Source organism: Microbacterium sp. NPDC064584 (assembly GCF_040687315.1).
Classification (GTDB): Bacteria; Actinomycetota; Actinomycetes; order Actinomycetales; family Microbacteriaceae; genus Microbacterium; species Microbacterium lacus.
In genome coordinates this window covers 111,764-132,671 of record NZ_JBFBMZ010000004.1, presented here as the reverse complement: position 1 = coordinate 132,671, position 20,908 = coordinate 111,764, and the positions used below count along the sequence as shown (strand labels likewise).

Annotated in this window: 16 protein-coding genes; 4 read left to right on the top strand and 12 right to left on the bottom strand. The window is 70.9% G+C overall.

What is annotated here, in order from left to right:
• A complete protein-coding gene (locus AB0P18_RS08105; protein WP_344052531.1) occupies window positions 1-1,212 on the top strand; it encodes a homoserine O-acetyltransferase in 1,212 nt (403 codons plus the stop codon).
• Window positions 1,213-1,214: 2 nt separating this feature from the next.
• On the opposite strand, the gene AB0P18_RS08100 is transcribed toward AB0P18_RS08105, so the two are convergent.
• The 6 genes from AB0P18_RS08100 to AB0P18_RS08075 form a co-directional block, all read right to left on the bottom strand.
• On the bottom strand, window positions 1,215-1,967 hold the full coding sequence (locus AB0P18_RS08100) for an NUDIX domain-containing protein (protein WP_363359630.1): 753 nt from the start codon (window positions 1,965-1,967) through the stop codon (window positions 1,215-1,217).
• The gene (locus AB0P18_RS08095; protein ID WP_363359629.1) at window positions 1,960-3,345 is read right to left on the bottom strand and encodes a serine hydrolase domain-containing protein; all 1,386 of its coding nucleotides are present in this window, start codon (window positions 3,343-3,345) and stop codon (window positions 1,960-1,962) included. The genes AB0P18_RS08100 and AB0P18_RS08095 overlap by 8 nt, the downstream gene beginning before the upstream one ends.
• A 29-nt stretch (window positions 3,346-3,374) precedes the next feature.
• A complete protein-coding gene (locus AB0P18_RS08090) occupies window positions 3,375-4,592 on the bottom strand; it encodes an MFS transporter (RefSeq protein ID WP_363359628.1) in 1,218 nt (405 codons plus the stop codon).
• Window positions 4,593-4,655: 63 nt separating this feature from the next.
• Complete coding sequence (locus AB0P18_RS08085) at window positions 4,656-4,985, bottom strand: thiamine-binding protein (RefSeq protein ID WP_363359626.1); 330 nt, start codon at window positions 4,983-4,985, stop codon at window positions 4,656-4,658.
• Window positions 4,986-5,002: 17 nt separating this feature from the next.
• Complete coding sequence (locus AB0P18_RS08080; RefSeq protein ID WP_363359625.1) at window positions 5,003-6,229, bottom strand: hypothetical protein; 1,227 nt, start codon at window positions 6,227-6,229, stop codon at window positions 5,003-5,005.
• A 23-nt stretch (window positions 6,230-6,252) separates the two neighbouring features.
• Window positions 6,253-7,095: an ADP/ATP-dependent (S)-NAD(P)H-hydrate dehydratase gene (locus AB0P18_RS08075; RefSeq protein WP_363359624.1), complete on the bottom strand. Its 843-nt coding sequence runs from the start codon at window positions 7,093-7,095 to the stop codon at window positions 6,253-6,255.
• 29 nt (window positions 7,096-7,124) lie between these two features.
• Here AB0P18_RS08075 and AB0P18_RS08070 point away from each other — a divergent pair, with 29 nt between their 5' ends.
• The gene (locus AB0P18_RS08070; protein ID WP_363359623.1) at window positions 7,125-8,189 is read left to right on the top strand and encodes an NADH:flavin oxidoreductase/NADH oxidase; all 1,065 of its coding nucleotides are present in this window, start codon (window positions 7,125-7,127) and stop codon (window positions 8,187-8,189) included.
• A gap of 42 nt (window positions 8,190-8,231) precedes the next feature.
• Here the strand turns inward: AB0P18_RS08070 and AB0P18_RS08065 are convergent, their stop codons facing one another.
• The gene (locus tag AB0P18_RS08065; protein ID WP_344052516.1) at window positions 8,232-9,287 is read right to left on the bottom strand and encodes a hemolysin family protein; all 1,056 of its coding nucleotides are present in this window, start codon (window positions 9,285-9,287) and stop codon (window positions 8,232-8,234) included.
• A complete protein-coding gene (locus AB0P18_RS08060; protein ID WP_344055800.1) occupies window positions 9,284-10,615 on the bottom strand; it encodes a hemolysin family protein in 1,332 nt (443 codons plus the stop codon). The genes AB0P18_RS08065 and AB0P18_RS08060 overlap by 4 nt, the downstream gene beginning before the upstream one ends.
• 317 nt (window positions 10,616-10,932) lie before the next feature.
• Here AB0P18_RS08060 and AB0P18_RS08055 point away from each other — a divergent pair, with 317 nt between their 5' ends.
• Window positions 10,933-11,895 (top strand): hypothetical protein, encoded by a 963-nt coding sequence (locus AB0P18_RS08055; RefSeq protein ID WP_363359622.1) that lies wholly within the window; start codon window positions 10,933-10,935, stop codon window positions 11,893-11,895.
• Window positions 11,896-12,014: 119 nt separating this feature from the next.
• Here the strand turns inward: AB0P18_RS08055 and AB0P18_RS08050 are convergent, their stop codons facing one another.
• Complete coding sequence (locus tag AB0P18_RS08050; RefSeq protein WP_363359621.1) at window positions 12,015-13,472, bottom strand: GuaB1 family IMP dehydrogenase-related protein; 1,458 nt, start codon at window positions 13,470-13,472, stop codon at window positions 12,015-12,017.
• A 177-nt stretch (window positions 13,473-13,649) separates the two neighbouring features.
• Between AB0P18_RS08050 and AB0P18_RS08045 the strand changes: the two genes are divergently transcribed.
• Window positions 13,650-17,399, top strand: coding sequence for a multifunctional oxoglutarate decarboxylase/oxoglutarate dehydrogenase thiamine pyrophosphate-binding subunit/dihydrolipoyllysine-residue succinyltransferase subunit (locus AB0P18_RS08045; protein ID WP_344052510.1), 3,750 nt, complete (start codon window positions 13,650-13,652; stop codon window positions 17,397-17,399).
• 48 nt (window positions 17,400-17,447) lie between these two features.
• Here the strand turns inward: AB0P18_RS08045 and AB0P18_RS08040 are convergent, their stop codons facing one another.
• From AB0P18_RS08040 to AB0P18_RS08030, 3 genes are read right to left on the bottom strand one after another with little or no spacing between them, the layout of a single operon-like run.
• Window positions 17,448-18,746, bottom strand: coding sequence for a GNAT family N-acetyltransferase (locus AB0P18_RS08040; protein ID WP_363359620.1), 1,299 nt, complete (start codon window positions 18,744-18,746; stop codon window positions 17,448-17,450).
• 32 nt (window positions 18,747-18,778) lie between these two features.
• Window positions 18,779-20,320 carry a glycerol-3-phosphate dehydrogenase/oxidase gene (locus tag AB0P18_RS08035; RefSeq protein ID WP_363359619.1) on the bottom strand — a complete coding sequence of 514 codons (1,542 nt, stop codon included), beginning with the start codon at window positions 20,318-20,320 and terminating at the stop codon, window positions 18,779-18,781.
• On the bottom strand, window positions 20,317-20,898 hold the full coding sequence (locus AB0P18_RS08030; protein WP_344052504.1) for a TetR/AcrR family transcriptional regulator: 582 nt from the start codon (window positions 20,896-20,898) through the stop codon (window positions 20,317-20,319). Before AB0P18_RS08030 ends, AB0P18_RS08035 begins: the two co-directional genes overlap by 4 nt.
• Window positions 20,899-20,908: the final 10 nt, after the last annotated feature.

The window sequence follows — 20,908 nt, the reverse complement described above, 5'->3', positions numbered from 1 at the left end:
ATGGACTGGCAGACCTCGGAGGACACGGTGCCGAGCGCGCCCGTGACCGAGGCGGACGCCCGCCTGCTTCTGGGCCGCCCGCCCGCGACCGGCGCGTGGCGCGACGGCGATCCGATCGGCGATCGCCGCTTCGCGAGCTTCGGCGCCTTCCGCACCGAGGGCGGCCAGGAGCTCCCCGGCTATCGGCTCGCGTACGAGAGCTGGGGCGAGCTCTCCCCCGCGCGCGACAACGCGGTGCTCGTGCTGCACGCACTCACCGGCGACAGCCATGTGCGCGGCACGGCCGGACCGGGGCACCCCACCGACGGCTGGTGGGAGGACATCGTGGGACCCGGCGCCCCGATCGACACCGATCGCTGGTTCGTGATCGCCCCGAACATGCTCGGCGGGTGCCAGGGATCGACGGGGCCCTCGAGCATCGCACCGAACGGATACGAGTGGGCGTCGCGCTTCCCGTACCTGACGGTGCGCGACCAAGTGCACGCGCAGGTCCGGCTCGCCGACGCCCTCGGCATCGAACGGTGGGCCGGCGTGATCGGCGGGTCCATGGGCGGGATGCACGCACTGGAGTGGGCGGTCGGCCAGCCCGACCGGGTCGCGCGGGTCGGCATCCTGTCCGCACCGCCGGTGAACACGGCCGACCAGATCGCCCTGAACTCGGTGCAGCTGGAGGCGATTCACATCGACCCGCGCTTCCAGGGGGGCGAGTACTACGACTCCGGCGACGGCGACGGACCCCACCGCGGGCTCGCGCTCGCGCGGCGTATGGCGCTGCTGAACTACCGCTCGCCGACCGAGCTGAACCAGCGCTTCCAGAGGTCATGGCAGTCGGGAGTGAGCCCGCTCGGCCACGGCGGGCGATTCGCGGTCGCGTCGTACCTCGACTTCCACGGCAACCGCTTCACCCGGCGCTTCGACGCGAACAGCTACATCACGCTCGTCGAGGCGATGAACTCCCACGACATCGGACGCGATCGCGGCGGGGTGGAGGACGCCCTCGCCCGCGTGACCGCGACCACGCTCGTGTTGGGCATCGACAGCGATCGGCTGTTCCCGGTGGAGGGTCAGCACCGCATTGCTCGCGGAATCCGCAGCACGATCGACGACGGCGCCGTCGTGCTCTCGAGCGATTTCGGCCACGACGGCTTCCTGATCGAGACACCGGCCGTCGGCCGACACCTGCGCCGGCTCCTGGACGCGCCGGCCGCCTGAGTTCACGGGGTCCGCGTGTAGACCCACGGCAGTCGCGAAAGGTCGAGGCGGTGACGGGATGCCGCGCCCACGGCCGATGACCGGTCATCCTCGTAGTCCGCATCGCCGTGCCACAGGAGCATCGGGCCACCGGCGCCCTCTCGAGCGACCGTCGCGTACCGCTTCAGGCCGCTGATCCGCGCCGTCTCGAGGATCGCCTGGACATCCGCGTGTCCGGCCAGATCGTCCAGCGTCACGAACGTGGGCGGGTACAGCGTCAGCTCGCCGCGGGCGTGGCGAGCGAGGACGTCCGCCGGCCGCGTCCATTCCACGGCGTCGACCTCCTGCGGCTCCGGCGCCAGCTCACCGCCGGGGTCCGACCCGAGGAAGAACCACGTGCGGATCCGCAGCGCGATCCCCGGCGGCGGGTCCCAGCACGACAGGGGAACCAGCCCACCGGCGTCGAGTTCGAGCCCGGTCTCCTCACGCGTCTCACGCCGCGCTGCCGCGCGCGCGGCCGCCTCCTCGATGGCCGGGTCGCCGTCTGCGGCGTCGAGCCTGCCACCCGGGAAGACCCATGCACCGCCGAACGAGCCGCGGTCGGGCCGTCGGATCATGAGCACCTCCGGCCCGGCATCGCCCTCGCGCAGCAGGACGACCGTCGCCGCGACCGGCACGTCCGGATCGGAGAAATCGGCGGCCGTGCGCGGTCGCGATCGCCCGGCGGCATCGGCGATGACCCGGAGCGCGCGCAGCGCCGCGTCGTCGTCAGCCACGCGGCATCCGCATGTCCGACAGCGCGAGCGGGTGCAGCGGCTCGGTGACCCACCGCGCGGCGAAGAGATCCTCGGATGCCGCGCACACGATGCGGAGCCGGTGCGGGGTCTGGACGAAGACGAGATCGAACGCGAGTTCGCCCGACTGCTGCTCCCCGCCTGCAGCCGCGACGACATCCGCGTCGTGCCACGCACCGACCCCCGCGTGCACCGTGATCTCCTCGCCCGCTTGATGGATCGAGAGCGCCGTCGAGCCCGGTCCCGGCGTCACTCGCACTTCGGTGATGCTCGGCACCGCGTTCTGCGGCCCCGGCGCGAAGGTGCGCTGCGGAGACGTCACCGGACCGCCGGGAGGGGACGGCAGGGCGGCGGCGGCCAACCGATCCCGCAGCCGGTACTCGGCATCCGGCTTCGTCGTCGCTCGGTCGATCGCCGGAAGCAAGTGCTCCCACACCGCGTCGAGGACCGCTTGCATGTCCTCGCTCTGTCCCGTCATCGCGAGCACCACATCGGCCTCCGGGAGCACGACGCAGAACTGCCCGTACGCGCCGTCGCCACGATAGCCGTGCCGGGCCATCCAGAACTGGAAGCCGTAGCCCTGACGCCAGTCCGGGTTGGGCTCGTGGGGATTCTCGATGTGCGCGCGCGTGGCCTCGTCCACCCACGCCTGCGGCAGCAGCTGCTCCCCCTCCCAGCGCCCACGTTGGAGGTACAACTGCCCGAGCCCCGCGACGGCGTCGGTCGTGGCGTGCAGACCGCTGAAGCCCAGCTCGAGGCCGCGCGGGTCGGTGAGCCAGCCGACCTCGCCGATGCCGAGCGGATCGAGAAGCCGCGGACGCAGGTACTCGGTGAGCGGCATGCCGGCGGCCTTCTGGATGATGGCGGCGACGGAGAACGTGCACGGCTGGTTGTAGGCGAACACCGAGCCCGGCTCTCGGTCAGGCGGGATCATCAGAAACCCTCGGACCAGGTCGTCGGGGTCGATCGCGCGGGCGGCGTCGATCGTATCGGAGAGGTGCCCGCTGGCCATCGCGGCGACGTGCCGCACCCGGATCCGCCGGGCGCGGGGATCGGTGACCTCGGCGTCGAGATCGGGGAAGTGCGAGAGGACGGTGTCGTCGAGGCTGACGAGGCCCTCCGCGACGGCCAGACCCAGCGCGGTCGAGGTGAAGCTCTTGCTCAGCGAGTAGACCAGGTGCGGCCGGTCCGGCGAGTAGGGCGCCCACCAGCCCTCCGCGACGACGTGACCATGACGGAGCAGCATGAGGCTGTGCGTCTCGACTCCGGGCGCGCGCTCGAGCGCGTCGAGCAGATCGAGGATGCCGACCGCATCGATCCCGTGGGCGGACGGCGTGCTGCGCGGCAGGATCGAGGTCACTCCGGAATGCTAACCGGCGCCGGACGAGCTCAGACCGTGACGGTTCGACGCACGCGTTCCAGGCGCAGGCTGACGAGCGCGATCACCAGGCCGGCGAGAGCGAGCGCGACGCCGACCCAGGCCGGCGCGATGAAGCCGAAGCCGGCCGCGATCACCGCGCCGCCGAGGAACGCGCCCAGTGCGTTGCCGATGTTGAGCGCCGAGTGGTTCAGAGCGGCGGCGATCGACTGGTTGTCGCCCGCGACGTCCATCAGACGGGTCTGGATCGTGGGGCTCAGCACGGACGAGACGAATCCCGTCGCGAAGACGAAGAACCCGAGGGCGAGGATCCACTGCGCGGTCAGTGCGAGGAGGACCAGGACCAGAGCCAACCCGATCAGCCCGCCCACGAGGGTGCGCTTGAGGTCGATGTCGGCGAGATGCCCGCCGACGAGGTTGCCGACGGTCATGCCGAGACCCATGAGCACGAGGACGATCGGGACGACCCAGGCCGGCGACCCGGCGATCTGCGTCACGAGCGGGGCGACGTAGCTGTAGATCGCGAAGAAGCCGCCGAACCCGATCGCTCCGATGCCGAGGGCGAGCCACACCTGCACGGTGCGGAAGACGCCGAGTTCGGAACGGAGCGTGCGGCCGGGTTCGCCCGAGTGCGGGGGGACGAACAGGGCGATGAGCACCGTCGCGGCGGCGAAGATCCCCGCGACGAGCATGAAGGCGACGCGCCAGCCTGCGAGCTGACCCAGGAACGTGCCGAGCGGCACGCCGACGACGTTCGCGAGGGTGAGCCCGGTGAGGACGAAGGCGACGCCCTTCGCCCGGTTCCCGGGGCCGAGCACGTCGGCGGCGACGAGCGCGCCGATTCCGAAGTACGCGCCGTGCGGGAGGCCCGCCAGGAAGCGCGAGGCGGCGATGAGTTCGAAGGTCGGGAGCACGATCGTGAGCGCGTTGAACACCGTGAGCGCAAGGGCGAGCGCCACCATCACCCGGTGCCGCGGGAAGCGGGCCACCGAACCGGCGATCAGTGGAGCGCCCACGACGACTCCGAGGGCGTAGAGGGTGATCAGCCAGCCGGCCTGTGCGATCGCGTCGGCCTGGTCGGCGGTCCACGCGGGCGTGAGGACGTCGGCCGCGATGTCCGGCAGAAGGCCCATCACGACGAATTCGGTCATGCCGATGCCGAAGCTGCCGACGGCGAGGGAGAGGAGCGCCCACTTCGCCGCACCCCTCGGAGAGTTCGAGGGAGTCACCCGGTCATGGTAGCCGGGCGGACGCAGGGAGTCGAATCGATTCGAGAGGGCGAGATGTGCGACTCAGATCCCGTCGTCGTCGAGCGCGCGCTCCAGACGCGCGACCTTGCCGTCGATCTCGCCGGTCCATCCGGGCCGGATGTCCGCCTTGAGCACGAGAGAGACCCGCGAGCCGAACGGCAGCACGGCCTCGGTGGCGGCCTTGACCACGGCGAAGACCTCGTCCCACTCCCCCTCGATCTCGGTGAACATCGAGCTCGTGCGATTCGGCAGGCCGGAGGCGCGCACGACCCGCACGGCCGCCGCGACGGCATCGTGCACCGACCCGTCCGGCGCGTCGGTGGCGGCATCCGTCGGGGCGCCGCTCGGAGCGACGGAGAAGGCGACGATCATATGGACCTCCGGGTTGTTCAGGCGTCCAGTGCGCGGACGGACAGGCGGGCGGAGCGGACAGCGGGAACGCGCACGCGTGCGAGGATCACGACCGCCCAGACGAGCAGCACCACCAGCAGCAGGTTGCGCAGGGTCAGCAGGACGGCCGGAAGGACCTGGGCGTTCAAGAGCTCGTTGTACAGCAGCGGGTAGACGACCTGAGTGACCGCAGCGATCACGAGGCCCACCAGCGCCGGTCGCCGCCACCGATCACGATCGATCACGAGGCCCACCACGAGCGGCGCGATGAACCAGGTCATGTACTGGGGCGAACCGACCTTGTTGAACACGATGAACGCGAGCACGAGCGCGAGCGCGAGGGGCGGGAACAGCCGCACGAAGCCGGCTCCCCGCTGCGCTTTGTACAGCCCGAGCCCGGCGATCGCGAGAACGGCGATCACCAGGAGCGGCGTCATCGCCGCCGAAACGGCCTGCTCGGCCGGGCCCATCACCTGGAACGTCAGGATGTCGCGGGCGTAGTAGATGTACGAGCCGGGGATGCCGAGCACGGCGCGCCAGAGGTACCACGCGCTCACCGGCGCCTCCAGCTGCAGACCGCGCCCCGTCTGATCGGTGACGAAGCCGAACGCGTACGGCAGACCGCCCGCGGCGACCACCGCACCGAGCGTGAGCGCCGAGACCAGGACCGCCCCGCCGATGATCGCGAGCCGGCGGCGGACGGCGATGACCGCGGCGGCCAGGAGCGCGGCGGGCCACACCTTGATCCAGGTGCCCACCGCGAGCAGGATCGAGCCGAGCAGCGGGCGGCCGACGAGCCACAGACATCCGGTGATCGCGAGCGGCACCGTGATGCCGTCGAGCCGGTACATCCCCACCGGGCCGAGGAGCGCGATGAAGGCCAGCCAGAACCAGGCGGCCAAGACCCTGCCGCGGGAGCGCGCCGACCCCACCAGCAGCGCGAAGGCGAGCGCGTCGCACACCGTGACGAGGATCGCCCAGGCGACCTCGTAGCCGGCGATCCACGCGAGGGCATGAGCGAGCAGCATCGGGATGAGGGCGAGCTGCGGATAGACCCACGCCTCGGTGATCCCGACGATCCCCCGCCCCTGAAGGGCCACCGTCGACCACGGCTCGTAGACGTTGTAGACGTCGCCCATCGGCTGGTTCGGCTGCGTGAAGCCGAGAACGGCGACCAGGACGTGGGCCGCGAGGAACGCGATCCACAGCATCGCGCGTCTGGACACGCGACGATTCTACGGTCGCCTTGTCAGGACGACGTCTCGGCCACCGCGTACGGAAGCGCCTCGGCGACATCGAGCGCCGTGATCGGACCGCCCGCGGGCCCGAGACGGCCGGCGGCGAGGCTCGCTGCGCGACCGTGCAGCCAGACCCCCGTCGCCGCGGCCGCGGCCGGTGTCGTGCCCGGTTCCGCCCCGGCGGTCACGGCGCCGATCGCGCCGGCGAGCACATCGCCCGTGCCGGCCGTCGCGAGCCACGGCGTGCCCGCCTGGACGGAGCGCACCCAGCCATCCGGCGCGGCCACGATCGTGACCGCGCCCTTGAGCACGACGGTCACGCCGAGCGCGGCCGCCGTCTGCAGAGCGGATGCCGCTCGCTCGGCATCCGTCCGGCCCTTCTCCGGCCCGAATCCGAGCCGCGCCCGCAGGCGCGCGTGCTCCCGGTCGTGCGGGGTGATCACCCGCGGGGCACGAGACGGTCCGACGAGGTCCAAGGCACCCGCATCGACGACGACCGGCTCCGCACCCGCCAGGATCTCCGCGAGCGCCGCGGTCTCGGCATCCGATCTGTCACCCGCGTCGGTTCCCGAGCCGATGAGCCACGCCTGCACGCGACCGGCCGCGGCCACCGTCTCGGGGCGACGCTGCAGCACGAGCGCGGTCGGCCGGTCGGGGCCGAGATATCGGACCATGCCGATCCCGGTGCGCCACGCTGCCTCCACGCCGAGGACCGCGGCTCCCGGATAGCGCTCGGAGCCGGTGCGGACGCCGAGGACCCCGCGGGAATACTTGTCGTCCTCGTCGGTTGGCCTTCGCAGGACGCGCGCGGCGTCCGCCCTCGTCCACGGTGCGGGCCTGTCCTGTCCGAGCATGGCGTCACCCTACCCTCGGGAGTCGATCGATGAGCATCCTGTTCTCACCCCTGACCATCGGGCCCGTCACGGCGCGCAACCGACTCTGGGTCGCGCCGATGTGCCAGTACAGCGCGATCGACGGCGTGCCGCAGGAGTGGCACCACACGCACCTCGCGCAGTTCGCGTCCGGCGGCGCCGGAATCGTGATCGCCGAGGCGACGGCCGTATCCCCCGAGGGCCGGATCTCGCCCGAGGACGTCGGATTGTGGAACGACGCCCAGCGCGACGCATGGGCCCCGATCGCGACGGCGATCCGCGCGCGTGGCGCCCTCGCCGGCATCCAGCTGAGTCACGCCGGCCGCAAGGCCTCGACCTGGTCGCCGTTCTCGGGGCACCGCGGTTCGGTGCCCGAGACCGAGGGCGGGTGGCCGACCCTCGCGCCGTCGGCGATCGCGTTCGGCCGGTATGCCGAGCCGGCGGCGATGGATGCCGAGCAGATCGATCGGGTCGTCTCCGACTTCGCCGCCGCCGCCGCACGTGCCGTCGAGGCCGGCTTCGAGGTGATCGAGGTCCACGCCGCTCACGGATACCTGCTGCACCAGTTCCTCTCCCCGCTGTCGAACGTGCGCGACGACGAGTACGGCGGGTCGCTGCAGAACCGGGCACGCCTGCTGCTGCGCGTGGTCGACGCGGTTCGGGATGCCGCGCCCGGCGTCGCGCTGCTGGTGAGGTTCTCGGCATCCGACTGGGCGCAGGGCGGCTGGGACGTTCCCGAGACGACCGAGGTCGCGGGCTGGGCGGCCGAGCACGGCGCGCATTTTTCCGACATCTCCAGCGGCGGACTCGCCGCGCACCAGGAGGTCGTGATCGGACCCGGTTATCAGGTGCCCTTCGCGTCTACCGTGCGGGCCGGTGCCGGCGTGCCGGTCGGCGCCGTGGGCCTGATCACCTCGGGCACGCAGGCCGAAGAGATCCTGCAGGCCGGGGACGCCGACGCGGTCCTGGCCGCGCGCGAGTGGCTGCGCGACCCGCACTTCGCCCTGCGCGCGTCGACCGAACTGGGCGAACAGATCGACTACTGGCCCGCCCAGTACCTCCGCGCCCGCCCCTGAATCTCCGCGCTCACGCGCGGCGGCGCGTCGATGGCTCTGCGCTCACGCGCGGCGGCGCGTCGCGTCCTGCACTTCGCCGATGAGCTCCTCGATGATGTCCTCGAGGAACAGCACGCCGGTGGTCCGCCCCTCCGTGTCCCGCACGCGCGCGAGGTGGCGCCCCGCGCGTCGCATGAGCGCGAGCGCGTCCTCGAGGTCGGTCGTCTCGAGCACGGGAACCATCTGGTGGATGCGCTTGCTCGGAATCGACCGCGCCACGTCCTCCGGCGCGTCCGGCCCCTCCGCCGCACGCAGGATGTCCTTCAGGTGGACGTACCCGACCGGCGACTGCTCGGCATCCACGATCACGTACCGCGAGAAGCCGTACCGCGCGACCGCCTTCTCGATCGTCGCCGGGGTGACCGTCTCGGGCAGGGTCACGAGCTGGCTGAGCGGCACCGCGATGTCGCTCGCCTTCTTGTCGGTGAACTCCAGCGCCGCCGACACCGTTCCGGCCGAGTCGTCGAGGATGCCCTCGATGCGCGACTGGTTCACGATCGTGGTGACCTCCTCGAGCGTGAAGGTCGACGCGGCCTCGTCCTTCGGCTCGACGCGGAACAGCCGAACGATGTGGTTGGCGATCCAGTTGAGCGACACGATCACCGGGTGGAACAGCCGGGAGACCCAGACGAGCGGGGTCGCGAGCATCAGCACGGCACGGTCCGGCACGGAGAACGCGAGGTTCTTCGGCACCATCTCACCGAAGACGACGTGCAGGTACGACACGAGCAGGAGAGCGACGACGAACGCGATGACGTCGACGGTGCCCTCGGCGAGCCCGGTGAGTCCGAGCGGCTCCGCGAGCAGGTGGTGGATCGCCGGCTCCGAGACGTTCAGGATCAGCAGCGAGCAGATCGTGATTCCCAGCTGGCTCGTCGCGAGCATGAGCGTGGCGTGCTCCATCGCGTACAGCGCGGTCTTCGCGGCGCGCGAACCCTTCTCGGCAAGCGGTTCGATCTGCGAACGACGCGCCGAGATGACGGCGAACTCCGCCCCGACGAAGAACGCGTTGAACGCCAGCAGCACGAACAGCCACGCGATGCCTGCCCAGTCGCTCATGAGCGCTCACCCGCCTCGGCCGCCTCGCGCTGGTCCGCGGTCGGGGTGTGCGTGAAGCGGACGCGGTCGATGCGCCGGCCGTCCATGCGCTGCACGTCCAGCGTCCCGTCCTCCACCTCGACCCGGTCGCCGACGACCGGGATGCGCTCGAGCACGCTCATGATGTAGCCGCCCACGGTGTCGTACACGTCGCCTTCGGGAATGCGGATGCCGGTGCGATCGAGCACCTCATCGGGTCGGAGATCGCCGGGGAAGGTGACCGACGTGTCGGTGCGCACGATGCCCGCGCGGCGGCGGTCGTGCTCGTCGAGCACTTCGCCCACGATCTCCTCCACGAGGTCCTCGAGGGTGACGACGCCGGCGGTGCCGCCGTACTCGTCCACGACGATCGCCATCTGGTAGCCGCGGGCACGGAGCTCGGCGACGAGGGTGTCCAGGTGCACGGCTTCGGGCACGCGCAGCGGTTCCGTCGCGAGCGCCGCGGCGGGGACGTCGGCCCGGCGCCCGCGCGGGACGCCGACGGCGGCCTTCAGGTGCACGATGCCGGTGATGTCGTCCATCGACTCGTCGTACACGGGGAACCGGCTGTGGCCGGTGCGGCGGGCGAGCTGGATCACGTCGTCGGCCGAATCCTCGACGGAGAGCGCGTGGATGCTGGGCCGCGGCGTCATCACGTCGGCGGCGCTCAGCCGGGCGAACGTGAGACTGCGGTTCAGCAGAGTGGCCGTGTCCTCCTCGAGCACGCCGGCCGAAGCCGATCGGCGGACGAGGCTCGACAGCTCCTCGGCGGTGCGTGCGCCCGAGAGCTCCTCCTTCGGCTCGATCCCGATCATCCGCAGCACGCCGTTCGCGCTGCCGTTGAGGACGACGATCGCGGGACGGAACACCGTCGTGAACGCGACCTGGAAGGGCATGACGAGCTTGGCGGTCTGCCGCGGGATCGCGAGTGCGAAGTTCTTCGGCACGAGCTCGCCGAGGATCATCGACAGCACGGTCGCGATCGTGATCGCGATGATCACCGCGAGCGGCGAGACGAGGCTCGGGGGCATGCCCCATGCGGTGAACACGGGTCGGAGCAGGTTCGAGATCGCCGGCTCCATCGCATAACCGGTCAGGAGCGTGGTCAGCGTGATGCCGAGCTGCGCGCTGGAGAGGTGCGTCGAGGTGATGCGCAGAGCGCTGATCGTCAGCGAGAGACGCGATTCACCGGCATCCCGTCGCGCTTCCAGATCGGCGCGATCGAGGTTGACCAGCGCGAACTCGCTGGCGACGAAGAGACCGGTGCCGACCGTGAGCAGGAGCCCCACGCCGAGCATGACGTAATCCATCACGCATCACCCCCTTCTCGGGAGGCGCGGCAGTGGGGCGAGCGTCTACTGGGGGGGTCGTCCATCGTGCCGCCCAGTCTACGGCAGGCACTCCCCGTCGACGCCCGCGATTCCGATTCGCACGTTGGCTACACCGAACTGCGATGGCCCTATGAAACCTCAGCCGCCATCGCAGAGATGTGGCGCCGAACGGGGATCCGACCATGGCGGCTCGGCGCGGCATCCCCGGCTCCTCCCCAGGTGTCGGGCGAACCGGTGCCATCCACACATGCGTGGGTCATGGCACCGCGCAGATCACCGTCGCCGAGGATTCACGGATGACGAACCTTCTCGAGCCCCCGCTGGACCGCGTTTACCGACGGCGCGAGTCGATCGACGGAGTCAACGAACGGCGGCTCGCCCGCCGGATCGAGCGAGGCGAACTCATCCGCGTCGCACCCGGGTCTTTCGTCACGAGCTCGACGTGGTCGGTTCTGAAGCCGATCGATCAGTACGCGCAGCGCGTCTGGGAAGCCGCGAGTCGGACATCGCGCGGCACGGTCTTCTCCCACGCGGCGGCGTGCGCGCTCTGGGGCATCGACATGCTCGGCGACGCCGGCGACCGCGTCGATGTCAGCGTGGAGCGGACGAGCGGCGGACGCACGACCGGCAACCTGCGGCGGCACACCCGGGACATGGCGCGTGTCCAGGTCACAGCCTGGGGCGACCACTGGATAACCACGCCCGGCCAGACGATCCTCGACATGGCGGCGGCACATTCGTTCACCATGGGCGTCGTCGTCGCCGACCGAGCCCTCTGGTCCCGGCGGACAGGCGGCCCACTGCTCAGCCTGGGCGAACTGCGTGCGGGAGCGGATGAGTACCGCGGACGCGGCGAGGTGCGTGCGCGCCGCATGGCGGAATTCGCCTCCGCGGACTCGGACAGTGTGCGCGAGTCGCAGAGCCGGATCGTGATCGATGCGCTGGGTTTCCCGTCACCGGAGCTGCAGCATCCATTCGTCCTGCCCGATGGGCGGGTCGTGCGCACCGACTTCTTCTGGCAGGAGTGGGACCACGTGGGCGAGTTCGACGGAGTCGGGAAGTACATCGACGCGGCGATCCTGCGCGGACGAACCCCCGCGCAGGCCCTGATCGAGGAGAAGGATCGCGAGGACGCGCTGCGGCGCATCGTGCGCCGAGTTTCCCGGTGGCGCACTCCCCAGCTGCAACGGCCGGCACAGCTGTGGGACATCCTGACGCGCGCCGGCCTGCCGAGCGCCACGCCCCGCCCGGGGCGTTGAGCGTCCGTCCGCGATCGATGGCGCCAGATGCCTGCGATGGCCCTACGAAAACTGAATCGCGATCGCAGGAAGGTGTCGCCAATCTGCGGGAGGAGGGCGGGCGGGCGGGAGGGAGAGCGCTACCAGGAGACCGGGAGCGCCTTGCCCTCCTCGTACCCGGCGGCGGACTGCAGGCCGACGCGGGCACGCTCGCGGAACTCGGCGACCGAGGAAGCGCCGGCGTACGTGAACGAGGACCGCACGCCCGAGGTGATCATGTCGAGCAGATCCTCCAGCCCCGGCCGCAGCGGATCCAGATAGATCTTGGACGACGAGATGCCCTCGGCGAACAGCTCCTTGCGGGCGAGCTCGTACGGATCCAGCCGGCCGAACCGGCCGTGCACGGCCTTGGTCGATGCCATGCCCCAGGACTCCTTGTATGCGCGCCCCGCCTCATCGACCAGGAGCTCGCCCGGAGCCTCGATCGTCCCGGCGAACCACGAGCCGATCATGACGGATGCCGCTCCCGCCGCGAGCGCGAGGGCGACGTCTCGGGGGTAGCGGACGCCCCCGTCGGCCCAGACGTGCGCGCCGAGCACGCGCGCGGCCTCCGCCGTCTCGAGCACGGCGGAGAACTGCGGGCGGCCGACGGCGGTCATCATGCGGGTCGTGCACATCGCGCCCGGCCCCACGCCGACCTTGAGGATCGTCGCGCCGGCGCGGACGAGGTCCTGTACGCCGTCGGCGGTCACGATGTTGCCCGCGGCGATCGGGATGCCGAGATCGAGGTCGGCGACGGTGCGCAGCGCCCGGAGCATGCCGTCCTGGTGCCCGTGCGCCGTGTCGACGACGAGCACGTCGACACCGGCGGCGGTCAGCGCCTGCGCCTTCGCCGCCACATCGCCGTTGATGCCGACCGCCGCGGCGACACCCAGGCGCCCCGACGCGTCGACGGCCGGTCGGTACAGCGTCGAGCGCAGCGCGCTGCGGCGCGACAGCGTCCCCACGACGAAGCCGTGGTGCAGGACGCAGACGGTCTCGGCATCCGCGGCGACGAGCAGGTCGAACGCGTGCCGCGCGCTCTCCATGTCGTCGGCGTCGAGGGATGCCGCCCTTCCGCGGACGAGATCCCCCAAGCGCGCGTCCGGCAGCGCCGATCCGAGCCGCATGGCCGGGACGATCCCCTGCACGTCGTCGATGTGCAGGCGCTGGCCCGTGGTGTCGGCGACGACGATGCCGTGGCCCTCGGTGGCGGGCAACAGGCGCGCGGCATCCGCCACGGTCGCATCCCCCGGCAGCACCAGCGGCGTGTCCCAGCGCACCGGCTGGTCCTTCACCCAGCGGATCGCCGCGTCGAGCTCCTGCAGCGGCATGTCCTGCGGCAGCACCCCGAGCCCGCCGCGACGAGCGAGGGTCGCTGCCAGGCGCGCGCCCGTGACGGAGTTCATGTTCGCGGAGACGAGCGGGATCGTCGCCGGCGTGCCGTCGTTCGGCGCCAGGTCGACGTCCAGGCGACTGGTGACGTCGGAGTGCCGCGGCACCAGGAAGACATCGGAGTAGGTCAGATCGACATCGGGCTGCTCGCCGTAGAACTCCATGCTGGCCAGATTAGTGATTCTTTCCGCGGGCATAACGATGCCCGATCCTGCGTATCACAACCGGTTTCGTCCCGGCGGCGCCGCCCACGATGGGGTTAGGCTTGACAGTCGTGCGCGGATGCCGCTGAATCGGGTGCCGCGCGCTCCCACGAACTTCACGAAAGCGGGCGATCGAGCGTGTCGAGCCAGGTCACGGGCGTCGGGGTGTCGAGCGAAGGCGAGTTCGGAGCCAATGAGTGGCTCGTCGAAGAACTCTACGAGCAGTACACGGCCGACAAGAACTCAGTAGACAAGGCCTGGTGGCCGATCCTCGAGGCCTACCGGCCCGCGGACGGGACGCCGGCACCGGATGCCGCTCCCCCCGCGCCGGCGGCATCCACGACGCAGCCGGCAGCGGCCGCCCCGTCGGCCCCGCCCACCCAGACCCGCTCGGAGGGCGCCGCCCCGAGCGACGCCCACCCGGTGACGGCCCCGATCCCTGTCGTCGGAAGTCAGCCGGTCGCCCGGACGACGGCACGTCCCGCGGCCCGCCAGCCGATCCCGGCCCAGGCGCCGACCGCGGCGCCGTCCGCGGGAGCGGCGAACTCGGAAGAAGACAAGGTCACCGTCCTCAAGGGCATGACCAAGACGCTCGCGGTCAACATGGACGAGTCGCTGACCGTCCCGACCGCCACGAGCGTGCGGACGATCCCGGCCAAGCTGATGATCGACAACCGCATCGTGATCAACAACCACATGTCGCGCACCCGCGGCGGCAAGGTGAGTTTCACGCACCTGATCGGGTGGGCGCTCATCCGCGCTCTCAAGGAGTTCCCGAGTCAGAATGTCTTCTACGCCGAGATCGACGGCAAGCCGTCGGTCGTCGCACCCGCGCACATCAACCTCGGCATCGCGATCGACCTGCCCAAGCCGGACGGGACGCGCGCGCTCCTCGTGCCGAGCCTGAAGCGCGCCGACACGCTCACGTTCAACGAGTACCTGGCCTCGTACGAGGACCTCGTCACGCGCGCCCGGAACAACAAGCTCACCGCCGCGGACTTCCAGGGGACGACGATCTCGCTGACCAACCCCGGTGGCATCGGCACGGTCCATTCCGTCCCGCGTCTGATGAAGGGGCAGGGCTGCATCGTCGGTGCCGGTGCCCTGGAGTACCCGGCCGAGTTCCAGGGGGCGAGCGAGAAGACCCTCAACGAGCTCGCGATCGGCAAGACGATCACGCTGACGAGCACGTACGACCACCGCGTCATCCAGGGTGCGGGCTCCGGCGAGTTCCTGAAGAAGGTGCACGAGCTCCTCATCGGCCAGCGCAACTTCTACGAGGACATCTTCGCCGCGCTCCGCATCCCGTACGCCCCGATCCACTGGGGCAGCGACATCAACGTCGACCTCGCCGAGCGCGTGGACAAGACCGCTCGCGTGCAGGAGCTCATCAATTCGTTCCGGGTCCGCGGTCACCTGATGGCCGACATCGATCCGCTCGAGTACGTGCAGCGCACGCACCCCGACCTCGAGATCGAGAACCACGGACTGACGTTCTGGGACCTCGACCGCGAATTCGTCACCGGCGGATTCGGCGGCAAGCGCCAGATGAAGCTCCGTGACATCCTCGGGGTGCTGCGCGACTCCTACTGCCGCACGATCGGCATCGAGTACATGCACATCCAGGACCCGACGCAGCGTCAGTGGTTCCAGGAGAACGTCGAGCTGAAGTACCAGAAGCCCGGCCACGACGAGCAGCTCCGCATCCTCAGCAAGCTCAACGAGGCCGAGGCGTTCGAGACGTTCCTGCAGACGAAGTACGTCGGCCAGAAGCGGTTCAGCCTCGAGGGCGGCGAATCCCTCATCCCGCTCCTGGACGAGATCCTGCAGGGCGCGGCCGAGGCCGGGCTGGACGGTGCCGCGATCGGAATGGCCCACCGCGGTCGTCTGAACGTGCTGACCAACATCGCCGGCAAGACCTACGGACAGGTCTTCCGCGAATTCGAGGGCTCGGTCGCCGTCGGCAGCAAGAGCGGTTCCGGAGACGTGAAGTACCACCTCGGCACCGAGGGCACGTTCGTGGACGACCGCGGCGAAGAGCTGCCGGTCTACCTCGCCGCGAACCCCTCGCACCTCGAGACCGTCGACGGCGTGCTCGAGGGCATCGTCCGCGCCAAGCAGGACCGCAAGCCCATCGGCACGTTCGCCTGGCTCCCGATCCTCGTCCACGGCGACGCGGCGTTCGCAGGGCAGGGCGTGGTCGTCGAGACGCTGCAGATGTCGCAGCTGCGCGGGTACCGCACGGGCGGCACGATCCACGTGGTCGTGAACAACCAGGTGGGCTTCACCACCGTGCCGCAGGACGCGCGCACCTCGGTGTACGCGACGGATGTCGCCAAGACGATCCAGGCGCCGATCTTCCATGTGAACGGCGACGACCCGGAGGCCGTGGTCCGCGTGTCGCAGATCGCGTTCGCGTACCGCCAGCGCTTCCACCGCGACGTCGTGATCGACCTGGTCTGCTACCGCCGACGCGGCCACAACGAGGGGGACGACCCCTCGATGACGCAGCCCCTCATGACGAACCTCATCGAGGCGAAGCGCTCGGTCCGGCGCCTGTACGTCGAGGCGCTCGTCGGTCGCGGCGACATCACCGAAGAGGAGTACGAGCAAGCCAAGCGAGACTTCCAGAACGGCCTGGAGATCGCCTTCGCCGAGACGCACGCGGCAGAGACCGGAACGAATCAGGTCGTCGAGGACACGGCGGTCGAGCAGGCGGTCGGGGCTCCGGAGACGACGGGGGTCTCTCGCGAGATCGTGCACATGATCGGCGACGCGTTCGTGAACAAGCCGGAAGGCTTCACGGTGCACGCCAAGCTCCAGCAGCTCCTCGAGAAGCGGCTGGACATGAGCCGCAACGGCGGAATCGACTGGGGCTTCTCCGAACTCCTCGCGTTCGGCTCACTGCTCGTGGAGGGCACGGCCGTCCGCCTCGCCGGGCAGGACTCCCGCCGCGGCACGTTCGTGCAGCGCCACTCGGTCCTGCACGACCGCGCTAACGGGCAGGAATGGATCCCGCTGACGAACCTCGGCGAGAACCAAGGCCGGTTCTGGGTCTATGACTCGCTGCTGAGCGAGTACGCCGCCCTCGCGTTCGAGTACGGCTACTCGGTCGAGCGCGCAGACGCACTCGTGCTCTGGGAGGCGCAGTTCGGCGACTTCGTCAACGGCGCGCAGTCGGTGCTGGACGAGTTCATTTCCTCGGCCGAGCAGAAATGGGGCCAGCAGTCCAGCGTCGTGCTCCTGCTCCCCCACGGCTACGAGGGCCAGGGACCCGACCACTCGTCGGCGCGCATCGAGCGCTACCTGCAGATGTGCGCGCAGGACAACATGACGGTCGCCCGGCCGTCCACGCCCGCGTCCTACTTCCACCTGCTGCGCCGTCAGGCGTACGCCCGCCCGCGCCGGCCGCTCATCGTCTTCACGCCCAAGGCGATGCTGCGCCTGCGGGGAGCCACGAGCCCGGTCGAGGACTTCCTCGGCGGACGTTTCGAACCGGTGCTGGACGACGACCGGAACCTGGACCGCGCGTCCGTCAAGCGCGTCCTTCTGCACGCCGGCAAGATCCACTGGGATCTGAAGGCGGAATTGGAGAAGAACCCGAACCCGGAGATCGCCCTCGTGCGCCTGGAGCAGTACTACCCGGCACCGATCGAGGAGCTCAACGCGGTCCTGGACACGTATCCGGACGCGGAGCTGTACTGGGTGCAGGACGAGCCCGAGAACCAGGGCGCCTGGCCGTTCATCGCGCTCGAGGTCGTCAAGCACCTCCACGGTCGGACGATCCGTCGGATCTCGCGCGCATCGGCGGCCTCGACGGCGACGGGTTCACCGAAGGTGCACGCGGTCGAGCAGGCGGCGATCCTGAACAAGGCCCTCACCCTCTGACGTCCGACGACGAGCGGGGCGCCGGATTCCGGTGCCCCGCTCGTCGTGTCAGTACCAGAGGCTGAGGAACGGGGTGTCCACCGACGCGAAGGCCCGATCCATCGCCACCGCCGAGTGCCGCTCCGCAGCGAGGAGGCCTGCCGCGCTCAGCACGGACGCGCGCACGCCCCCGAGGACCAGCGACGACAGGGCGTTCACGCTCAGGGTCACGTCGGGCTCGGCATCCGTCGGACGCACCGTGGGCGCACCCTCACCGTCGATCTCGAGCGTCCAGGTGCCGTCGGCGAAGCCCAGCGGGTCCGTCACCCGCAGCGTGAGCGACGCCGCGCACGCGTACGTGCGCGCGCCCAGCACGGTCGGCACGTCGAGGATCCGAAGCCAGCCGTGCTCGCTCGTGGTGACATGAGCCCCGCGCTGATCAGCGATCATCCAGCGCACCGGCTCGTCCACGCTGCGCAGCGAGGCCTGCACGACGCTCACAAGATCGTGCTCGAGCACGAATCGCCACAGCGCCGCGTACGCATCGGCCGTCTCGCTGAGCAGGTAGTGCACCTGCAGCTCGTGCTTGGTGAAGTCCTCGCCCTCGTCCGCGAGGCGGTAGACCACGAGCCCGCGGGTGGCGCCCGCCGGGTCGGCGTAACGGACGGCGCGGAGCTTCTGGGCATCCTGCTGTCCGGGCACGAGACCCGACATGCGCCGCCACAGCCCCGGCCACGCCTCGATCTCACCGGGGCGCGCGGTGCGGATGCGTCCGTGCAGATCGGCGAGTTCGTCGCGGAGCCGCTCGCGGCTGACGAAATCCAGCCGACCGTCCGGCCGCGGGCCGACCCAGGCGGCCCGGCGCGTGTCGATCCTCCAGTCGGTCGCGTACGTGGCCGGGGAGAATCCGAAGCGGCCGTAGATCGTCGCCTCGGATACGGTGAGCCCGGCGATCGCGAGCCCGGCGTCGGCTGCCGTGCGCAGCTCGCCCTCGAGCATCGCCCGGGCGATGCCCTTCCGCCGATGCGTGGGGGCGACCGTCACACCGCTCACGGCCCACATCGGCAGCGTCCGCCCGCCCGGCAGCGTCACATCGGTCACCCAGGAGTTGACCGTGCCCACCGGCTGCTCGGGGTGCGCCGACGCGGGGTCGTACACCCCGATGAACCGTCGGAAGGAGAGCCCGTCTCGCGCGCCGCCGATCTGCTCGTCCGTCTGCTCGCCGGCGAGGAACCCGCGCATCTCGGCCTGCAGATAGGGATCGAACTCGGCTCGGTCGGCGGTGTCGATCACGCGGTAGTCGAGCCCGTTCGCCGCGACCGCGGCGTGGGCTCGGGAGTCGATGGGGGCGTTCTTCCACAGGGACATCCGCTCACCCTAGCCGGATCCTCAGACACCCGTCAGGAGTCGAGCGCGGCCTCTGCGGCTTCCATCGACGCGGCCCGGTCTTCGGCCACCAGACCCAGCCGCGTGCGCCGATCGAGCAGGTCGTCGGCCGTGAGGGCACCCTCGACGAGGACCCCCCAGCGCAGCTCCTGCGCCGTGACCCCGCGAGCGGCGGCAGGCCCGTCGGCCAGCGCGGCGACGAAGGGCGCCTCGGCGCCGTACCGTCGCACCAGGCGCGGCGCGGCCGAGATCTCGGCCGACCGGGCGCGCGGCCACGCGCCCACGAGGGGCAGAGACGCGGTGCGGGATGCCGGCGCCTCACCGCGTGCGAAGCGACGGGCGATCGCCGCATCGACGCCGTCCTGAGCCATTCGGCGGTAGGTGGTGAGCTTGCCCCCGACGACCGTGAGCACGCCGTCCGCCGACTCGAGGATCGCGTGCCGCCGGGACAGGTCGCTCGTCTCGGTGTCCTGCTCGTGCCCGGCCGTCAGCAGCGGCCGGAGCCCGGCGAACGTGCCGACGACGTCGGACCGACGCAACGCATCGGCGAGAACCGTGTTGACGGTGTCCAGGAGCATGTCGATCTCGGAATCCGTCGCCTGCGGGACATCCGGAAGAGGCCCATCGGCGGGGACATCGGTCAGCCCGATGTACGTGCGCCCGTGCGGGGCGGGCACGGTGAACACGAAACGGCTCCGCGAACCGGCGACCGGTACGGTCAGCGCGGCATCCGCACCCCCCAGCCGCGACGTCTCGACGACGAGGTGCGTGCCGCGGCTCGGTCGCAGGTGCACGTCCGACTGGAGCTCCCCCGCCCACACGCCGCCGGCGTTCAGCACCGCACGCGCCCTGACCGTCACCTCCGTGCCGGTCAGGGCGTCGCGCAGCACCGCGCCGCCACCGTGCACGCGGACAGCCTCGACGCGCGTCAGAACGCGCGCGCCGAACCCCGCGGCCGTGCGGGCGACGGCGATCACGAGCCGCGCGTCGTCGAACAGCTGCCCGTCCCAGCCGCGAACCCCGCCGCGCAGGAGTTCGGACCGTACCGCCGGCGTCAGGCGCAGCACCGTGTCGCGGTCGATCGCGGCCGGGTGCGAGAGCACGGCGTCGGGCGTTCCGACCACGCGGCGCAGCCCGTCTCCGAGCGCATATCCGACACCGATGTAGGCCCCGCGCGCGACGTGCCCCGGAGCATACAGCGGCAGCACCTGGGCGAGGGGCCGGGTGAGATGCGGGGCGATGCGCGTCATGAGCAAGTGACGTTCCGCGGCGCTCTCGTGCGCGATCGCGAGCTGCCCCGAAGCGAGGTAGCGCAGCCCGCCGTGGACGAGCTTCGAGCTCCACCGGCTCGTGCCGTGCGCGAGGTCGGCGCGCTCGACGAGCACCGTCCGCAGTCCCCGGCTGGCCGCGTCCAGCGCGATGCCGGCGCCGGTGATCCCCCCGCCGACGACCAGCACGTCGATCTCCGGATCGTCCGCGAGCCACGCGAGGTCACGGGCACGGCGGGCGGCGTTCAGGGCGGTCGGGTGGGCGAAGCGACCCACGATACGCGTCACGGCTCGTCCCCACGCGGAACCAGGTAACCCGTGAGCGCAGCGGCCAGCTCTTCGCGCCACTGCGCCGGGGAGACCCATTCCGCGATCAGCGAAGCCGACTGGACGGCGGACTGGGCGATCAGGAGCACGAACGCCGCGAGCCGATCGGGGTCGCCCGCACGCACGAACCCGTCCGCCTGGCCCGTGCCGATGCGCCGCGCGAGCTCGCGCTGGATCCCGCGCTGACTCGTGCCGAGACGCTCGAACACGTACCGGGCGAACAGCTCGGGATCGGTCGCGCGCAGGCGCTGCACGAGCGGAAGATCGCGGATCCGCTCCGCGGTGCGCACCATGTCGTCCACCAGGTCGGGCAGCGACGCGGCGGTTTCCTCGCGCGGTACCACCGCGAACAGCTCGCGGGTGACGAGCTCGGCCAGGAGACTCTGCACGTCCGGCCAGTACCGGTACAGGGTCTGCCGCGACACCGCGGCGCGACGCGCGATGTCGGATGCCGTCGTGCGCCGGACCCCGTGCGCGAGGAGTTCCGCAAGGGCGGCATCCAGCAGCACCGTTCGGGTGTCCGTCGCCGATTGCGCCATGTTACAACCA

Excerpts from the sequence above, each read along its gene's own strand:
- AB0P18_RS08105 (WP_344052531.1), top strand. The coding sequence starts at position 1 with ATGGACTGGCAGACCTCGGAGGACACGGTGCCGAGCGCGCCCGTGACC.
- AB0P18_RS08085 (WP_363359626.1), bottom strand. The coding sequence starts at position 4,985 with ATGATCGTCGCCTTCTCCGTCGCTCCGAGCGGCGCCCCGACGGATGCC.
- AB0P18_RS08075 (WP_363359624.1), bottom strand. The coding sequence starts at position 7,095 with ATGCTCGGACAGGACAGGCCCGCACCGTGGACGAGGGCGGACGCCGCG.
- AB0P18_RS08070 (WP_363359623.1), top strand. The coding sequence starts at position 7,125 with ATGAGCATCCTGTTCTCACCCCTGACCATCGGGCCCGTCACGGCGCGC.
- AB0P18_RS08065 (WP_344052516.1), bottom strand. The coding sequence starts at position 9,287 with ATGAGCGACTGGGCAGGCATCGCGTGGCTGTTCGTGCTGCTGGCGTTC.
- AB0P18_RS08060 (WP_344055800.1), bottom strand. The coding sequence starts at position 10,615 with ATGGATTACGTCATGCTCGGCGTGGGGCTCCTGCTCACGGTCGGCACC.
- AB0P18_RS08055 (WP_363359622.1), top strand. The coding sequence starts at position 10,933 with ATGACGAACCTTCTCGAGCCCCCGCTGGACCGCGTTTACCGACGGCGC.
- AB0P18_RS08050 (WP_363359621.1), bottom strand. The coding sequence starts at position 13,472 with ATGGAGTTCTACGGCGAGCAGCCCGATGTCGATCTGACCTACTCCGAT.
- AB0P18_RS08040 (WP_363359620.1), bottom strand. The coding sequence starts at position 18,746 with ATGTCCCTGTGGAAGAACGCCCCCATCGACTCCCGAGCCCACGCCGCG.
- AB0P18_RS08030 (WP_344052504.1), bottom strand. The coding sequence starts at position 20,898 with ATGGCGCAATCGGCGACGGACACCCGAACGGTGCTGCTGGATGCCGCC.